At 58.5% G+C, this 16,590-nt stretch carries 12 protein-coding genes and 3 pseudogenes; 5 read left to right on the top strand and 10 right to left on the bottom strand.

Translation table 11 applies throughout. The features are described 5' to 3' along the window. Positions 1–29: 29 nt before the first annotated feature. Both NLM31_RS07310 and NLM31_RS07305 read right to left on the bottom strand, forming a co-directional pair. Positions 30–803, bottom strand: a complete 774-nt coding sequence (locus tag NLM31_RS07310; protein WP_254191881.1) for a reverse transcriptase domain-containing protein — start codon at positions 801–803, stop codon at positions 30–32. A gap of 17 nt (positions 804–820) precedes the next feature. Continuing rightward, positions 821–994: a hypothetical protein gene (locus NLM31_RS07305; RefSeq protein ID WP_254191880.1), complete on the bottom strand. Its 174-nt coding sequence runs from the start codon at positions 992–994 to the stop codon at positions 821–823. Between the two features lie 368 nt (positions 995–1,362). On the opposite strand from NLM31_RS07305, the gene NLM31_RS07300 reads away from it, so the two are divergent. Beyond that, on the top strand, positions 1,363–3,591 hold the full coding sequence (locus NLM31_RS07300; protein ID WP_254191879.1) for a recombinase family protein: 2,229 nt from the start codon (positions 1,363–1,365) through the stop codon (positions 3,589–3,591). A gap of 6 nt (positions 3,592–3,597) precedes the next feature. Here the strand turns inward: NLM31_RS07300 and NLM31_RS07295 are convergent. The 6 genes and pseudogenes from NLM31_RS07295 to NLM31_RS07270 all read right to left on the bottom strand — a co-directional run. Beyond that, a pseudogene (locus tag NLM31_RS07295) lies at positions 3,598–4,041 on the bottom strand (reverse transcriptase domain-containing protein); the annotation flags it as partial. Between the two features lie 528 nt (positions 4,042–4,569). Further along, positions 4,570–5,039: pseudogene (locus NLM31_RS07290) on the bottom strand (IS630 transposase-related protein); the annotation flags it as partial. Between the two features lie 609 nt (positions 5,040–5,648). Further along, positions 5,649–6,068: a hypothetical protein gene (locus tag NLM31_RS07285; RefSeq protein ID WP_254191878.1), complete on the bottom strand. Its 420-nt coding sequence runs from the start codon at positions 6,066–6,068 to the stop codon at positions 5,649–5,651. Between the two features lie 1,257 nt (positions 6,069–7,325). Beyond that, positions 7,326–8,552, bottom strand: a complete 1,227-nt coding sequence (locus tag NLM31_RS07280; RefSeq protein WP_254127840.1) for an ISL3 family transposase — start codon at positions 8,550–8,552, stop codon at positions 7,326–7,328. A gap of 465 nt (positions 8,553–9,017) precedes the next feature. After that, positions 9,018–10,265, bottom strand: coding sequence for a group II intron reverse transcriptase/maturase (gene ltrA, locus NLM31_RS07275; RefSeq protein ID WP_256562060.1), 1,248 nt, complete (start codon positions 10,263–10,265; stop codon positions 9,018–9,020). A gap of 117 nt (positions 10,266–10,382) precedes the next feature. Then, a pseudogene (locus NLM31_RS07270) lies at positions 10,383–11,147 on the bottom strand (IS66 family transposase); the annotation flags it as partial. On the opposite strand from NLM31_RS07270, the gene NLM31_RS07265 reads away from it, so the two are divergent. Further along, positions 11,137–11,436 carry a hypothetical protein gene (locus NLM31_RS07265; protein WP_254196358.1) on the top strand — a complete coding sequence of 100 codons (300 nt, stop codon included), beginning with the start codon at positions 11,137–11,139 and terminating at the stop codon, positions 11,434–11,436. The pseudogene NLM31_RS07270 and the gene NLM31_RS07265 overlap by 11 nt on opposite strands. A 177-nt stretch (positions 11,437–11,613) precedes the next feature. Here the strand turns inward: NLM31_RS07265 and NLM31_RS07260 are convergent, their stop codons facing one another. Continuing rightward, positions 11,614–11,955 (bottom strand): hypothetical protein, encoded by a 342-nt coding sequence (locus tag NLM31_RS07260; RefSeq protein ID WP_254191876.1) that lies wholly within the window; start codon positions 11,953–11,955, stop codon positions 11,614–11,616. A gap of 1,660 nt (positions 11,956–13,615) precedes the next feature. On the opposite strand from NLM31_RS07260, the gene NLM31_RS07255 reads away from it, so the two are divergent. The 3 genes from NLM31_RS07255 (at position 13,616) to NLM31_RS07245 (ending at position 16,374) form a co-directional block, all read left to right on the top strand. Continuing rightward, positions 13,616–14,344: a LuxR family transcriptional regulator gene (locus NLM31_RS07255; protein ID WP_254191875.1), complete on the top strand. Its 729-nt coding sequence runs from the start codon at positions 13,616–13,618 to the stop codon at positions 14,342–14,344. A 79-nt stretch (positions 14,345–14,423) separates the two neighbouring features. Then, on the top strand, positions 14,424–15,056 hold the full coding sequence (locus NLM31_RS07250) for an acyl-homoserine-lactone synthase (protein WP_254191874.1): 633 nt from the start codon (positions 14,424–14,426) through the stop codon (positions 15,054–15,056). Between the two features lie 361 nt (positions 15,057–15,417). After that, entirely contained in the window at positions 15,418–16,374 is a 957-nt protein-coding gene (locus tag NLM31_RS07245; RefSeq protein WP_254191873.1) for a LysR family transcriptional regulator, read from the top strand. On the opposite strand, the gene NLM31_RS07240 is transcribed toward NLM31_RS07245, so the two are convergent. Next, on the bottom strand, positions 16,350–16,589 hold the full coding sequence (locus NLM31_RS07240) for a DUF2274 domain-containing protein (protein ID WP_254191872.1): 240 nt from the start codon (positions 16,587–16,589) through the stop codon (positions 16,350–16,352). The two genes, NLM31_RS07245 and NLM31_RS07240, sit on opposite strands and share 25 nt — an antisense overlap. Position 16,590 lies beyond the last annotated feature (1 nt).

The raw sequence follows: 16,590 nt of genomic DNA, 5'->3' as shown, positions 1-16,590 counted from the left end.
CGTGAACCTCTCGATTCACACCGCTCCCATCAGGTGAACGTGGTCGTTCCGAACAACTGCCAGTGTACGAACAGCTCCGCATTATCCCGAGCCAACTTTCGCAAGAACAGCGACGCACGGGTTTTGTGGAGCCGGAAGCGCTTGTACTTTCGCATGATCCACGCCTTCAGCTTCTGATTGACGTAGTCGACCAGAGAGAACAGCGCCGAACGGCTGAACCGGCCATAATAACCTATCCACCCCCGGAGGAGCGGATTGATCTGTTGGGCGATCTCAGCCAGCGTCCCCGGCGTTTGCCGAGGAATGTGCAAGCTTCGGATCGTCGCTCGCATGGCCTTCAAAGCTGTCGGACTGACCGCCGGGGTGTATCCACAGAAGAACTCCTTCCGCTGTGACGTTGCCACCTGCCGCCGCCTGAACTGATATCCGAGGAAGTCAAACTTGACCCTCGGATACGTTCGCCGACGTCTGTTGTCCTTGCAGTAGACGATCTGCGTCTTTGTCGGGTGCATCTGAAGTCCGCACACCTCCAACCTTGCTTGAAGCTCCGCCTTAATGGCTTCCGCTTCTTGCTCGGTCCGGCAGTGCACCAGTCCGTCGTCGGCATACCGACACCAAGGGAGATCGGGATGTGTCCGCGCCATCCAGAGATCAAACGTATAATGCAGGAACAGATTGGCCAGCATTGGGCTGATCACGCCCCCTTGCGGGGTTCCGCGGATCCGCTCAACGAGCTTCCCGTCCTTTTCCATTGACGCCGTCAGCCATCTTTCGATGTAGAGCAGCGCCCATTTGCATTTCACGTGTCTCCGGACCGCCTTCAGCAGAAGATCATGCGGGAGATTGTCAAAAGACTACTCGACAGACTACCCACCACCGCGCTCATCATCTCGACGACTATCCCGATCAGGTAACCATCGTTCGGTCGCGGCATCCCTTTGAGGGATCTGCGCTCGATGTGCTTGGCTGGTGTCATCGACGCGGCGAACTTCATCTGACGCTTGTACTGCCCGATGGTACCCGTGCCCTTGTACCGGCCGCGTGGACAGATCTGCCTATCGCACAACATTTATCGCGTGCAAGCCCGCAATGCGCTCGAACGGCATTCCTGGCTTCCCACGCCGCGCTGCTGCACGCCCGGACGATCGTCGACGCTTTGCTGCGGCAATTGGATGCCGCGCATACTGTCCTGCCACCGGAATCCGAGGACAGCCATGCAGCAGCTAAGCTTTCTCGACCCACCACCTCAGCGCGGGGCCGTACCCGTATGGGAGGCCCTCGATAAAGAGCAGCGCGCACATCTCGTGCTGCGACTCGCCCGACTAATCGCCCGAGCAATCGCCACTGCCGGAGATCGCAACGATGAACGAACTGAGCAAGATCACCGCTGAGCACCTACGCCGATGCGCAATCGTCTACGTGCGTCAGTCCAGTACGACGCAGGTCGAGCATAATCGCGAGTCCACTGCCCGTCAGTACGAGTTAGCCGAACGCGCCGCGCGGCTTGGTTGGCGACGCGATCAAGTGAAGGTTATCGATGAGGACCTCGGTATTTCCGGTTCCGGCCTTTCCGAGCGCACCGGCTTCGCGCGTATGACCGCGGAGGTCGGCCTCGGCCAAGTGGGCATCGTGCTCGGCTTGGAAGTCTCGCGACTAGCGCGCAATAATGCTGATTGGTACCGTCTGCTCGATCTATGCGGCCTGACCCACACGCTCATCGGTGATGGAGATGGGATTTATCATCCGGGCTTGTTCAATGACCGCCTGGTGCTCGGGCTCAAAGGTACGATGTCAGAGGCAGAGCTGCATGTGCTGCGTGCGCGGCTGCTCGGTGGCATCCGCAACAAGGCCGCACGCGGAGAACTGCACCGCGGGCTGCCGGTGGGTCTGGTACGGGGCGACGCCGACGGGGAGGTGCTGTTGCATCCTGACGAGTCGGTGCAAGCCGCGATCCATGCTGTCTTCGACCGCTTTGCCGAATTCGGCTCGGCACGACGCGTGTGGCTGTGGTTCCGCTCGCAAGGCCTGCGCTTTCCGCTGCACTCCAACAGCCTTGTCGATCTCCGCTGGGTCGCCCCCACCTACACAAAGATCCACCAGGTCCTTACCAACCCGTTCTATGCCGGCGTTTATGTGTATGGCCGCACCCAGCAGACATGCTATCTCGATGCGGGCGGTCGAATCCGAAAGCGCATCAGACAACGCGACCGCGAGCAGTGGCCGGTGTTCATTCGTGACCATCATGCCGGATACATCGATTGGAGTACCTTCGAGGCGAACCAGAAGCGCCTGGCGCAGAACATCCGTCCTCGACCGCACCAGAGCGGGGGTGCCGTGAGAGAAGGCGCAGCACTCCTGCAAGGCCTCGCCGTGTGCGGACACTGCGGTCGGCGCCTGGCCGTACACTACAGCGGCCGGTTCTCGGCGCCCGGATATCACTGCGCCGGCAAGAACATCGTCAACGGCCGGGGCGAGTACTGCCTCAACATCGGCGGTGTGCAGATCGATGCGGCTGTCGCCGAAGCGTTCCTTGCGGCTCTCGCGCCCGCAGGCCTGGAAGCCTCGCTCCAGGCGATCGAGCAATTCGACGCCGATCACGAGACGACTCTCGCGCAGTTCCGTCGCGACGTCGAGCGTGCGCGCTACAACGCGCAGCGCGCCGAGCGACGCTATCGCGCCGTGGACCCGGAGAATAGACTCGTCGCGCGTGGACTCGAAGCAGAATGGGAAAGCGCTCTGCTGGAACTGAAGACTGCCGAATCCGAACTCTCGGATCGCGAACATGCCCGACCGCGCTCGCTTACGCGCGAAGAACGCGACGCGATCCTTGCACTCGGTAAAGACCTCAAGCATATCTGGTTCGCTCCCACCACGAGCGATCGCGATCGCAAGGAGTTGCTCCGCACGCTGCTCGACGATGTCACCTTGAGAGTCGAGCGCGATAAATACAACGCTCACCTGACGCTGCGTTGGCGCGGCGGTCTCTTCAGTGAAGTTAATGTCCCATTGCCGCACTCGCATCCATCGCCGATCCGCACCGCCGACGATACGATCGATCTGCTGCGGCGACTGGCTGCACATTATCCCGACACCAGGATCGCCGGCATCCTCAATCGCCAAGGCCGTACAACGGCCACAGGACTGTCGTTTACGGCAAATCGTGTGTCGAGCCTGCGGACGCACTGGGAGATCCCGCGCTTCGAGCCGAAACAGCAAGTGCAGGACGGCGAGTGCATGACGATCGAGAAAGCAGCACGCGCTCTCGGGATCGCACCCTCTACTTTGCATCGCTGCCTCAACGATGGCTTCATTGCCGGAGAGCAGATCACACCTGGCGCGCCGTGGCGCATCCGTATCAATGACGAGTTGCGGTCGCGCTTTGTGGAGAGCGCGCCCGAAGGTTATGTGAAGATGTTCAAGGCCATGAATCTACTGGGCGTCTCGCGGCAAACCATCTTGCAACGTGTAAAGTGCGGCGAGCTTAAGGCCGTTCACGTCTATCGCGGACGGGCAAAAGGCATACGAATTCAAGTACCTGCAGTTGCTCCGGACCTCTTCGACCCTCTCAAAAAAACTGAAGGTGTAGTATGACGCAACATCCAACAGTCCTTTGATGTCGAACTCCAGGACCCAATCATATTTCCAGCACCGCTGACGCGTGACGCCGACGGCGTCCAGAGCCGATTTTCCCGGCCTGTAACCGTAAGAGTCCGGCAGGAAGATGGATTCCAGTTCCGGCTCAATCATCTGCTTGACCACCATCTGCGCGATCCGATCGCTGATAGTGGGCACACCTAAAATCCTTTCGCCGCCCGTCTTCTTTGGAATGGAGACGGCGCGCACCGGAGGTGGAAAGTACGTCCCTGACGACATGCGATTCCAGATTTTGTAGAGATTCCCTGCAAGATCTGTCTCGAACATCTCCAAGGTCTGTCCGTCCACTCCAGCCGCTCCGCGATTAGATTTGACCGCCTTGTACGCTTCGTACACTCGCCGCTTCTCAATCGAGAACGGCTTGTTTATCGCACTGTTCGAAGTCATCCTGTTTCCAGTTGGTCCAAGAGTACGACTACCTGACCCGATCCCTTTGCTCCGACCCCATTACAGGGCCCTCAACGCTCCTACGGATCGGTCCGCCCCAGTCTCTTGCATCGGTACTCTCGCCTCACGGTTGACGCCGCTTGCGCTTCTCCCTTGGCATCAAGAGCCTGGTTCCTGCAGTTCCACGCGAAAGCCTGTGTCCGACTCACGCCCCCTCTACGCCGGTCGCCGCCCGCCCGGTCATCAGGCATCTGGCGGACTTGTCCCAGGATGACGAAACGGTCCTGGTTTTGACGACACTTGGATTCATAACGACGCGTCTTCGAAGGGTTCACTTTCGTTCGTCTTTCGGACACTCACCTGCTCGGTTTAATCCGAACTTTTGATCCGACGCTCACCACCACGGCTCTTTACCGCAGCAGCTCGGACTGGTTTGAGACCCGCTCCTGAAAGCCGATCTCGGGGGGCCAGCCCCCATCTTTCCCGCAGCTTCACCATCGGTCTTAGTTCATGTTGAACTCCTTCCGCTGTCTGCAGCACACTTTCGTCGATGAAGACCAGGCGCTCAGGGTCAAGATCGATTTGCCCTTCGAACCACTCCTCACGCGCGGCATTTATATCGCGGCGCCTTTGCTCGGCGGCGTGCGCTGTCTTTTTTTTAGTGTGATCTTTCTGCGCTGGAAGAAACGCCAGAGCGACGCGATGCCGGCCGATATTCCATGACGCGTCAACAGTTCTCGCAACTCGGCGAGCGTGATATCCGGCTTCGCTGTCACCGCGTCCAAAATCAATTGTGCATGTGCTTCGATGCGCTGCGATTTGCGGTCACCGCCTTGGCGTTTAGGAACGATGTCGCCAACTTCCTTGAGGCGACTTCGCCAGCGGATCGCGCTCGCCGCGCTGACACCAAAACGCTCCGCGGCCTGTCGACAGGACAAACCACCGTCAATTGCGGCTACCACCCTCTGGCGAAGGTCAACTGAAAGCGCCCTGGTCATACATGCTGACCTCCTTCGCCGGCATGTCGCTTGAATCTGACTCGTGCCGTTTTGGGAATCCCTACCGATTCATTCCGGTCGGAAAACGCTCTAGACGCAGACTGCGCTGGCGGGATCCGGCAAGGCGCTTCAGGCCAGCAGTAAAGTGGTGGTCGAGCGACCGAATCATAGCGATGTCGAGGGTTCGCCATCTTTGGTGGCGTCGCCATAGTCGCCAATTCCTGCAAGCCAAGACGATCACTCAGGCTCCCGTCAACACGGACAAGAATGAACGGCATGCTCGACAGTGTGCAAGCCCCAAGCTACTTACTGCAGATCTGGACAACTAACGCGAATGGTCGTCACGCGCGGGGTGATGGCGGGGACACCGGGGCACGCCGCTTCGTTGCCAGCTCAAGAACGTCGTATTCATTCCGGCGGGCGCACCTGATCTTGACCGCACCCCGATCTTTTCACCGTGCAGGGGCGGAGGCGACGGCCGCTCGGCTGACACTCTCGTGAATTAGACCGAATGATGGAAGACTTGGTCCTGCGCGACCTCGAGATCTGCGGAAACGCGATCGATGTACCACAATCAACAGATTGATGACGATCACCGTCAGCGAGACCTCAGGAGGCTGAGGCTGGCTCGTTTCTGTCGTAATCGGCAACAAGGCCCCTCAACTCGTCGCCGGTTAGCCAAACAAGCAGATCGTGATCCACTATATTCTCCTCTACCAAGTGTAGTATCGATCCCCCGTGTTCATAATGGGCATGTCCGTATTGCGCGAGAACACCCTTTTCCAGCAGCCAGCGCTCTGCGAGTCCACATACGAAATCCGGAGCCCACATGGCGAGTGAAGCACCGCGCAGTACTGCAGCCATGATCGTGGGAATGCCTTTTCTTCTAAAGTCGCTGCGCAACCAAAAATCTCCGTGGTAGGCTACTTTGCCGGCAATCTTCTTTGCGGTTGGCGCAGCACAGGTACAACAGTCCTGTGGATGCGCATGGACAGCGGGATCGGCGTAAAACGCCCTAGAGAGATTCAAGATGCTCTGCAAAGCTACTATGCGAAAGGTCGTAAAGTCGAGCAGCCTGTACAAGCGCAATTTGGTTGTTCTTGTCGAACCCCACCATCCAATATCCCTCGCCTAATTTGATCGGCGAACGATCTGGCCGAAAATTTGGATATGTCGGTTTTTTCGTTGGAAGGGCTCTTGTGATCGAGACGTACTCATTGAAATCAAGTCCTATCGAAAGCCTGATGCCATTTTGGGCGGCGGCGTCGTCGTATACTCGAAGGAATCGTGAGACCTGCAGCGGATCTACTATGTTCATCATTATTGCCCCTCGTTCCTGATGTGATGATATGCGCGCAGCCTAGACGGCCACTTTCAGCTGATGTGTACAGTACCAATGATGTCTCAAGATACTATCTATTCTGATGAGGGAAATGTTTATTCCAATTGACGGAGCCACTTGGAATGATTGGCCTCAACGGCGGCCAAGCGCTCTCGGTCGGTATTAGACCATGGGGCTGCTACAGCTTGCGGCGCAGTGCATTGCTAAGACGATCAGGCCAGCGCTATGGTTCTCGGGCATCCGCTCCTCAATCGTATAAGCAGTTGGCCCACCGCAGTTGAAGAGACCACGCCCTGGTGCTGGATCCCGTCCGCGGCCACACCAATAAACTCAAGTCGCCTGTGGCGATAGTTGTCGTCCTGCGTGCGCCCGACGGTTTTCGTGCGGCATCAGATTCCTCGATCAGCGCGATGAGCCGCTTATTGCCGATCGATTGATGTCAGCGCGGTCTCGACGATCGAGCGGCAGCGCTGGCAGCTCGACTCGCCCGCAGAAGTGTTGGAATGAGAGTTATCCACCATTTCATCCGAGTGATTGAGATGTGTTTCGTGACGTACGGCAACGACAGGGACGGGCTGGCAGGCCAGGCGGGACCCGACCAATTGGCACACCGAACCAACGCGGCCATCCGGACGCGTCCAGTCGATCAGCGCCGCGGCCCGCATTCAAGTCGATGGTTCGATTCAATACCACTGGCAATCATCCGCTGCTTCGCTCATCATGAGCTGCCCTTAACCAATTGTCGACGAGCCGACTCAGGTTGGGGTACCAAGGACGCCACCGCTGCCGATCAGAAAGATTGCGCCAGCCCGCCAATCATTCGCGATCTTCTTGACCAGCGAATATCGCCGATCGCACCGGAAATGTGATTCGTAGAGCTGCGTCGACCGGATCGGCATGTGCGAGCAAGGAGTTATTTATGGCTCTTTTGAACTTTGAGTGGGCTACGCGGCATGGGGGTTGATCGGAGTGAAGTCGAGTTTTCCGGCGATGAGGAAGAGGACGGTGCGCATCGTTGTGAAACGGGTATAGCCGCGGGCCTTGCGTTTAGCCGCCTGGAATAGGCCGTTGAGGGCTTCGATGTAGCCGTTGGTCTGGCGGGTTTGCGTCCAGGCGACGATGCCGTCGAAGTGCTTGCGGATCATTCTGGCGACCTCCTTCATCGGCTCGACCCTGGAGCGCAGGACGTTGGTGCACCACTGTTTGAGCATGGCGGAGACGACGTTGATCTGCTTGCGATCGAGGATGTCGCGCAGATGCTCGCGATAGAGCCAGGCACGCGCCGTGCGTTTGGTCGCGGCCTGAGCAATCAAGGTGTCGAGATCGGCGCGACTTTCGTCCGACAGCCGGCCGCGGTCCTTGAGCAACGTCCAGCGCAGCCCTTTGAGGCTTGGATCTGTGCGCTGTTCGAGGCGCCGCATCTTGTCGACGGCAGTGGAAGCGTGGGCGACGACATGGAACTTGTCGAAGGTGATGCGGGCGTTGGGCAGATGATCTGCGACGCCCTTGATGAAGGCCGGCGACATGTCGATGCTGACCAAACGGACCTGCTCGGCGGTACCTTTGTGGGCGGCCAGATCGGCGGCGAAATCGGCCACCGTCTTGGCGTCCTTGCCCTCGGTGACGAACACTACCTTCCGCTCATCGGTGTCGGCGGTGATGGTCAGATAATTGTGGCCGCGCCGGCAGGACGTCTCGTCGATCGCCACGGCGGTCACTGCCGAAAGGTCCGCCTCGGCCAAGGCGAGATTGACATAGCGCGAGCAGATCGCGTGGACCCGATGCCAGGATTCGTCGACCAGCTTGGCGACGGCCGCAAAGGTCATCTGCTGGGCCATGGCCAGCACCAGCGCTTCGAACAGCAGGGTGAAGCCGGCGAGCTTGCCGAACCAAGCGGGCTCGGCCAGGACGACCTTCCCATCGGGCAGCTTCACCCGCGGCGTCCGAACCTCCAGGAAGCATTCGTGCTGGAAGAAGTTGAGATGTCGCAGCCGCTTGATCTGGGTGTCATGAACCGGGTGGACGCCCGCGACACCGGCGACCGCAAATCGCGTCCCGGCGACGAAATCGACAGTGATCGTCAGAACCTTCTTGGCAGCGTCGAAGTCGACGCCCCGAACGTACCACGGCTTGGTAATCCCAAGCGCCGATTCGAAGAGCTGATTTTGCACCGTCCCACACGCCTCCCAGAGCCCCACCTGCACCCAGCATCGCAAGGGGGCGGTCGGCCCTCAAGGACGCTTCGCGCCGCGGTGCGGTGGCCTGCGGCCATCCTTGACCGCCGAACGCCCCCTTGCACCGGGCAAGGCAGGTCGGGACGGAGGGATGGTCTCTCATCCGGTCGAACATAGGGATGAACGCGGCGCTCGTCGTCAAGCGGCCAAAGCCGTCACTGCCCCCACTCGGTTTTCAAAAGAGGCAAAAAGAATCAACGGCCCACCGCCTCAACCAAGCTTGCCGGCCGTGCGCCACGCCATCCTCGAACACTTCGCTCGACTGTCGCCGCAGCGATGCCCATTTTGCCGAAATTGGATTTGCCACGAGCAGCGCCGCTCGAAATCTGTTCGCGGTAGGGACGCCCATCACTGGGCGCCCCCCGCGCAGATCCCGGCGAGCCCAATTAAGGCACCGGGCTCCTACCTCGGGTGTTTGACGGCGAAGCGCAGCTTCGGCCATGGATGAAGGATGCGAGCCTTGGGGAGCCAGTCGTCGGCGATCCGCGTTATGCGATCCCAGGTCAGACAGTTCCGCTGACTGCGCCGCCGAAGCGTACGCCTCCAGAGGTCGGTCAGATAGAACTGAAACGCATTGAGCGCTCGGCCATTCGTCGGTACAGCAAAGTACGCAAAGTGGCTGGTCACGACCTGCCTGAGCCATCTCCCCTGTACAGGGATCGGCCAGTGCATTCGGCGCCTCAGCTCTTCTTTGATCTCGCGGAGTTTGGTTCGCATGCGGTCGCTACGGGTCTTCCGTTGAAGCTGGAAGCGCCCTTGGTGTGATTTGCCGCAGATGAACGTGACCCTCATGAACGCAAAGGTTTCCGGCTTTCCGAGTCCGCGCTGCTTACGTTGAGCCGCCGCATGGCGACCAAACTCAATCAGGCGGGTCTTGGCCGTATGGCGCGTCAGCTCGAACTCCTCCAGTCTCGCGCGCATCGCGTCGAGGAAACGACGTGCGTCATCCTCGCGCTCAAAGCCGGCCACTACATCGTCCGCGTAGCGCACGATGATCATATCGCCGGAGGCCTCGCGCTGTCGCCAGCGCTTGGCCCACAGGTCGAGAGCGTAGTGCAGGTAGATGTTGCCGAGGAGCGGTGAGATCACCGACCCTTGACCCGTTCCCCTGTCATCAGCGGTTACGACGCCGTCTTCGAGAATACCCGCCTTCAGCCATTTCTGGATGAGGCGGATGATGCGCTTGTCGCCGATCCTATGTTCCAAGAAGCGAACCAGCCAAGATTGACTGACTGCGCCAAAGAAATTTTGGATGTCGGCGTCAATGATCCAGTTCACCTGCTGCGTCTCGATCGCTGTGCAGAGCGCGTCCAACGCATCATGTGGTCCTCTGCCGGGCCGAAACCCGTAGGAGAAGCCACAGAAGTCTCCTTCGTAGACGGCGTTGAGCACGATGACGGTGGCGCCCTGGACGATTTTGTCTTCGAGCGCCGCGATCGCTAACGGCCGCTGCTTGCCGTCTGCCTTTGGTATGTACGTCCGGCGAGACGGTTGCGGGCGGTACGTTCCTCGTTGGACCCGTTTGTGCAGATCGGCGAGCCGGGGCTCGAGATCTTCCTCGTAGTCCTGCCACGTCATGCCATCCACTCCGGGAGCGGCCCTACGCCTGAGCGCAAAGAACGCCGCCCGCAGTGTATCGTAAGCGCGCATTTTACTGCACAGGCTGCGCGCGCGGCTGTCCACGGCGTCGCGTGGCGCCGGGCGTCAGCGGGATCATCGGAACGGCTTAATTGATCCTGAGCGTTCGACCGTCAGCCGCTGTCGTTGTCAGCTGGCAGTTTTTTGAGCGATGCAGTTGAATGGCAACAGGTCTTCGATATCGGCGTCTGGCGCGCGCTGGGGCAATTCGGTGAGCGCGTGACGTAGCCATGCATAGGGATCGACGCCGCATGCCCGACATGTCAGCACCAAACTGTAGATCACGGCGCTTGCCTTGGCGCCGGCAACGGTGTCGCTGAACAGCCAACTTTTTCGTCCAGTGCAAAACGGCCTGATGTCGCGCTCTAGAACATTGTTATCGATCGGGGCGAGACCGTCACTGGTGTAACGGGTCAGATAATCCCATTGGTTGCGCGTATAGGCGATCGCCTTGCCCGTGAAGCTTTCGGGGAGGACCTTCGGCGCCTGGTCGTCGAGCCAGGTCCGGAAGGCGGCCAATACCGGCAGGCTATGCTGCTGGCGCAGCCGCAAGGTGTATGCGGCGCACGTTTCGCCGTCGGGCGGCGTCTGGCGCGCCACCCTCTCGACCTCATACAACGCCTCGAAGAACCTGAGCGCCTGCAATGGCGGACCGCCAGGCTTTGTCCTGGCCTTGAGCGCATCGGTAAATTTCCTGCGCGCATGCGCCATACAGCCGAGATGGGTCGCGCCTGTCAGCGTGCGCCAGGCGTCATAGCCGTCGCTCATCAACAAGCCGCGATAGCCGGCCAGGAAGGCCTGAGGATGTTCCTGGCCGCGACCGGGCTGGTAATCGAACAGCACGACCGGCTGCGCGCAGTCCTGGCCGCTGCGATAGGCCCACATGAAGGATGCCCACGAGAAGGCGCTGCAGGAAACCCGCGTCGGCGCGGCTATGATCCAGAGCGCCGTGCGCTTTGCAGTCGGTTGCGATTGCGATCGAGGCGGCCGGCGAAGGCGATGCCGAGCCGGCGAAGTGATCCACGGCCTCCCGTGCATTGGCTGCTCCTGGCCGGGAGAGGTCTCGGTGGCACAACACCAATATGACGACGGGCAAGGATGCGCCAAGCGAAAGATCAAACACCTGTCTGCGCCCAACGAAAGCATCGGCCAGCGAGTCATTCCTCACGACCGCGATTCATAACTCAAATGAGCAAGCGGCATGGCGGGTTCTTGGCGCCGCATCGCTCCTGCTCGCACATCTCAACAGCTGTTTCGGCCTACGATGATCCTTGATGCGGATCGGCATTCACACTTTGGATGTCGATCCGAGACGAATTGGAACTCGATTTACACAACGGCCGCATGACTGGACCTCGCATCATACGGTCAATCGCAACGCAATCTCCGTGCTCGCGAAGGTCCTGTGCGGAGTTGACATCTCCATATCGACGACGCGCATCGATGCACGTCGGTCTTCATAAACGTATCGCAGGTGCCAAATTGGCCCTATGTCTGGCGTGAAGATGAAATCGCCAGACTCAAGCGCTGACGCGATCATTCGGACAGCTTCACTGTTGCTTATTCGCAATGAAAATGTCGCATCGATAAGTGCCGCCAGGCTCATGCCTTGTGTGAGCAACGTACGTGCAATGTCGTCGCCATGAACTCGTCGCAACGTTGAGACGATTACCGCCACCGAATATGGATCTTTGAACTGCACTCTGCGCTAGCCTCGTTAAGCCGCATGCTGAGGCCTATTTGCCGTGCAAATCTGCCGTGATATTCGTGGAGTTTAAGGCCGAACGTTTCGGTAAAAGCACTCCGTCGCGAGTATGCAGGCATCCGGCTCGGCGTTTCCAATTGCGATTGAGGGAGACGACCTGATAAGAGTTGGCAGTCAGGGCACAAACTTGAGGTAGCTGCGGTTTCGGAGCACGAGGGCACGGCTCCGAATGTGGCCCCATGGCATCTGTAGCCAGTCGCCCGCGGCTCGCATGGCTGTTTCGAAGGCTGTCTGCTACCTTTGTCATCAGCGCGAGCAGCAAGAGCTCAACATCTGCATTCTCGCAGTTTTGTCGGCGGTTTGGTGCACCAAGCTTCATGAGACGCCCGGCCCTGGTGCCAGATAGGCGAAGATCTGCTTCTCTCTCAGCTGGGACGGCCGTTGGGACGACTAGAATTCGCGGACCTTTCAATCCTCCTGCTCGATACCAACACCTCGCGAACCGAGTCCGGATCGTTCGTACCAGTCATCTATAGTGCCAACGTCGACGCCGGCATTGGTCTCGACCAACGGACTGTGCCCAAGACACATTTTGCGGACGACTGCAGGCGCAAGGCCACCCGGTACCATGCATCTTGATTTCCGCGCGAACGATTGAGCCTCATCGCGATCTCCACGCGCGCTACGCAAATGGCGCGGAACTTGAACGATTTTGGCCGCCAAGGCGGGAACAAGATCGATTATCCCGAGCCGAGCTCAGCACCAACGCTCGGATGAATCAACTATCAGATGAGGTGGGACGACCAGTGTGGTTGGCCTGCGGCCGACGCGAGGAGACAAAATATGCATCGCCTGTAACACCCAAGCTTGTGATTGGAAGCGATCCAATCCTAAGTCTCGACTACACCCCGTCCACAACCTCCGCGCAAGTAGCGGAAGCCGCCATCCGCGTCAATCCCGGTTTCAGGGGCCTTAACGGGGCATCCATTCTTTATCCCCTTTCGGCTTCTGCTAGTCTGGGCGTAAGTGAAGGGCATCTGGTTCACTCAACTCAGCCGGTTCGCGAGGCTTGTGCCAAGCGATCTTCGATCATCGTTGATGTAAAATGCCTCGCGACCGCAGCTCGAGATCGTTGCCCCAGGCTCGCAATTACTGCCATCCTTAGCTCCAATGCCGGAGTCAGCATTGGCCTCAACCACTACGCGGTGGCGCGGCGGGCCAGATATTCGGCCGGCGGCTCCAGGCGCAGACTTCCTTGGGAACACCGCCCTCATTGCATTAGCGATGCGTTCTATCCGAAGAACGGCAAACTCGTGACACAGGCGCGAGATGCGCGCTGAAATTCTGCGATATTTCCGGCCATAGCGCAGGATTCTAGCCCAGTTTCGGTGGGGCAAATGTTGAGATGAGATTGTCCAAGCCAAGCCCCGGCAACGACGCGCGGACGAGCCATACTTGTTATCTAATCGAATGGCACAGCATCGCGAATGCGCACCGGCCGCCGAAGGGTATGAACGGAGATATCTTAACTTACTCGGCCTCAACACGAACGTGCTCTCATGCCTCGCCTTGGGGGATTTCCTTCGACTAAGCAGCCCAGTTTAAGGAAATTCCGGTTATCTTGTGGGCCTGCGAATCCTGATCATCGGATACGAACATGCACCGCATCTTTCAAAACTTCATGGATCTTCTGTTGAGCGCTGAACATGCGAATGCCTTTGCGGAGGCGATGGCGATCACCGCGAGCGAGCTTGATCTGTCTTGCTTTGCATATCTTGCGATGCCGCAGCGGGCTGGCAAAGAGCCATTGGTGATATCAACATATCCGAATAACTGGATCTCGTATTATGTGCGCAGCCACTACGAACGTTTGGATCCAATCATCGCGCGCTCATTGGAGAGCACTGAACCATTTCAATGGGGTTTAGGCGTACCTTCGAGACCAATTTCTCCGGCGCAACGAAGGCTTCTTGATGAAGCTAGCGGATTCGGAATTCGGCTAGGTTTCACCGTCCCGATTCACGATGACGACGGCTCGGTTGCTGCTCTGACCTTTGCCGCCGACCAAAGGCGTCCGCAATTCGAAAAGTGCATCGATCTGAACGCCTCTGTCCTTCAGCTGATGGCGAGATGCTTCCATTCTCATGTGCGCCGCAAGCTCGTGCATGAACTGACGATGGACGGAATCCGGTTGTCTCCTCGCGAAATCGAATGTTTGGACTGGGCCGCCAAGGGCAAAAGCGCCTGGGAAACTGGACGGATCCTCGGCATATCCCACAACACGGCGGCTCACTACTTGAGGAGTGCGAGAGACAAGCTGGGAGTTCGTAAAGTCGTTCAGGCCGCCGTGCGTTTGAGCGCTGCCAAACGAGATGGGCAAGATTAAGACTCTGATCCCGCAGAGTTATAGGGGATGATGTTGGCGTGCGCCTCCTCCAAAATCTCATCTCCTTTGGGAGGGGACCATGATTCAGCTTATCACGGAGACATCGTACGACGCGTTTTCCAGCACCTTAGCATCCATGTATAAGTTGCGCTATCGTGTTTTTAAGCAACGGTTGGAGTGGAGCGTTCAGACTTGCGGCGACATCGAAATGGATGATTTCGATGCGCTGCATCCGGCCTACCTGGTTCAAACGTCTCTCGAGGGTCACGTAGAAGGCTCGGTTCGTCTGTTGCCGACCATGGGACCGACGATGGTCCGCGATACGTTTCCAATGGTCCTTGGGGGATTTCCTGCTCCGGCAGACCCGCTGGTCTGGGAGAGCAGCCGGTTCGCAGTTGATGCTTCTCCCCATGCTCCGAAGGGCGAACACGGGCTGGCCAAGTCGACTTACGAGCTCTTCGCGGGGATGATCGAATTCGGACTGTCGAGACGACTTAAGAACATCGTCACGGTGACCGACGTTCGAATGGAGAGAATACTGAAACGCGCGGGCTGGCCACTCTGCCGTATCGCCGCTCCCTGCAATATCGGCAACACCCTCGCTGTGGCAGGACACCTGGAAATTTCGACGGAAGCTCTTCAGAAGGTATGCGCTGCGGGCGGTCTCGACGGGCTGGTTCTCTGGACACCAGTCTTACTGAATGCTGCCTGATTACCCGACCTCCCCGGCCGGATTGAGCTCGCCTGATCGTCTTTGCATCTCTCACGTCCAACTTGATCGAGAGCGGATTCATCGTGGCTGCGCGCGTGTCAGATTTGTGCCCCCAGATATCGTGAACTGCGCGTGCCATCCAGGAAAGACGAAACAATTCGGGTCCATATGATCGGCAGCAAGCCAGAATCGCAAACAAAACGATGTTCACCCACCTAGCTACACACGCTCGCCAAGAAACAGGAGCGATCAAGCGCGAGTAAAGCCTTTCGTTCTCCTGGCCACAGCTCGCCGGCCGGCGATTCCTCTTCATTGTCTCGGGAACGCCATTTGGTCGACGTTTGAAATCCACGGTGCTGCAATGGTGCGACACACAAGCTTCGTCGATCTGGTGGCCGGAATTCGCCGCCTCAATCTGGATCTCGGCCAACTTCAGCTAGCCATTGCGGCAGCCGAATGTGGGAGCTTTCGCCGAGCTGCAGACAGTCTTTCCATCACGCAATCGACGCTCAGCCGCTCTATACAGCTACTGGAGCATTCAATCGGAATCGTTATCTTCGAGCGATCGCGCGCCGGAGTTACAGCCACACCAGCTGGAATTGATTTTCTTCGGATAGCACGGTCCATCCTTGAGCAAATGGATACGGTCGTCGCGAGGGCGAAGCCCGAAGACCGTGAGGAATACGGCCGATTGGTCATCGGATTCTCCACGTCGCTTACCGCAGGTCACCTACGTGCGACGCTGCTGGAATATTGTTCGCGATTTCCGCAGGCAACGCTTCGAATCCTCGAACGATCTCGAAGCCGATTAGCAACCGCGCTCCGCAATGGCATGGTTGACCTCTATGTTGCAGCTGGAGATTCGTTCGATATCAGCAGCAGAAGCACTTCCCTCTGGAGCGAACGGATCCTTGCTGCTCTTCCTCAGGATCATTCTCTGGTTCAGCAAGATGCTCTCTCATGGACCGATTTGAGTAGCCAAATCATCCTGATGAGCCAATACGATTCCGGGCGCGACCTCGAAGCGCTGCTAAATGGAAGACTCATCACCTCGATGGAGGGACCGCGGATCGAGCATCGCGATGTCAGCCGCGGAGAACTCCAGAACCTTGTGAGTATGGGCCTCGGTATCACCCTCGTGCTGGAATCCGACGTGGGCGCCAATTCTTCTGGCTTGGTCTATCGGGAATTGCGCTATGGCGCGGAACCAAGCCGCGTTGGCTTTTCCGCCGTGTGGCGCGATGACAACGAAAACCCGGCTCTGGCCAGTTTCCTCAAATTGCTGGCCGAACGCTATCCTTCGTCATCCTTGGCGTGACGTCGCTTTCGCGCTTTGGCAAAGGCCCGGTCCGTTGCCATGAAGCGCGCCACCATCGGCGCGATCAGTTTGTTCGGGTCGCTGATCTTTTGGCCCGCTTCCCGAGCCAGGATTTCCGCGTACGAAATCAGATCCCGATGCACGGTCGCAGGCAGGTCGATGGCGATCCGGACAGGCTTGTCATCTTGAACCGCTCCAATCTTCAGTTTGGTCATG

Origin of the sequence: Bradyrhizobium sp. CCGUVB4N (assembly GCF_024199945.1) — a bacterium.
In the GTDB taxonomy this organism is placed as follows: domain Bacteria; phylum Pseudomonadota; class Alphaproteobacteria; order Rhizobiales; family Xanthobacteraceae; genus Bradyrhizobium.
Note: the sequence above shows the minus strand (reverse complement) of the source record. Positions and strands in the feature narration are given on the sequence as shown.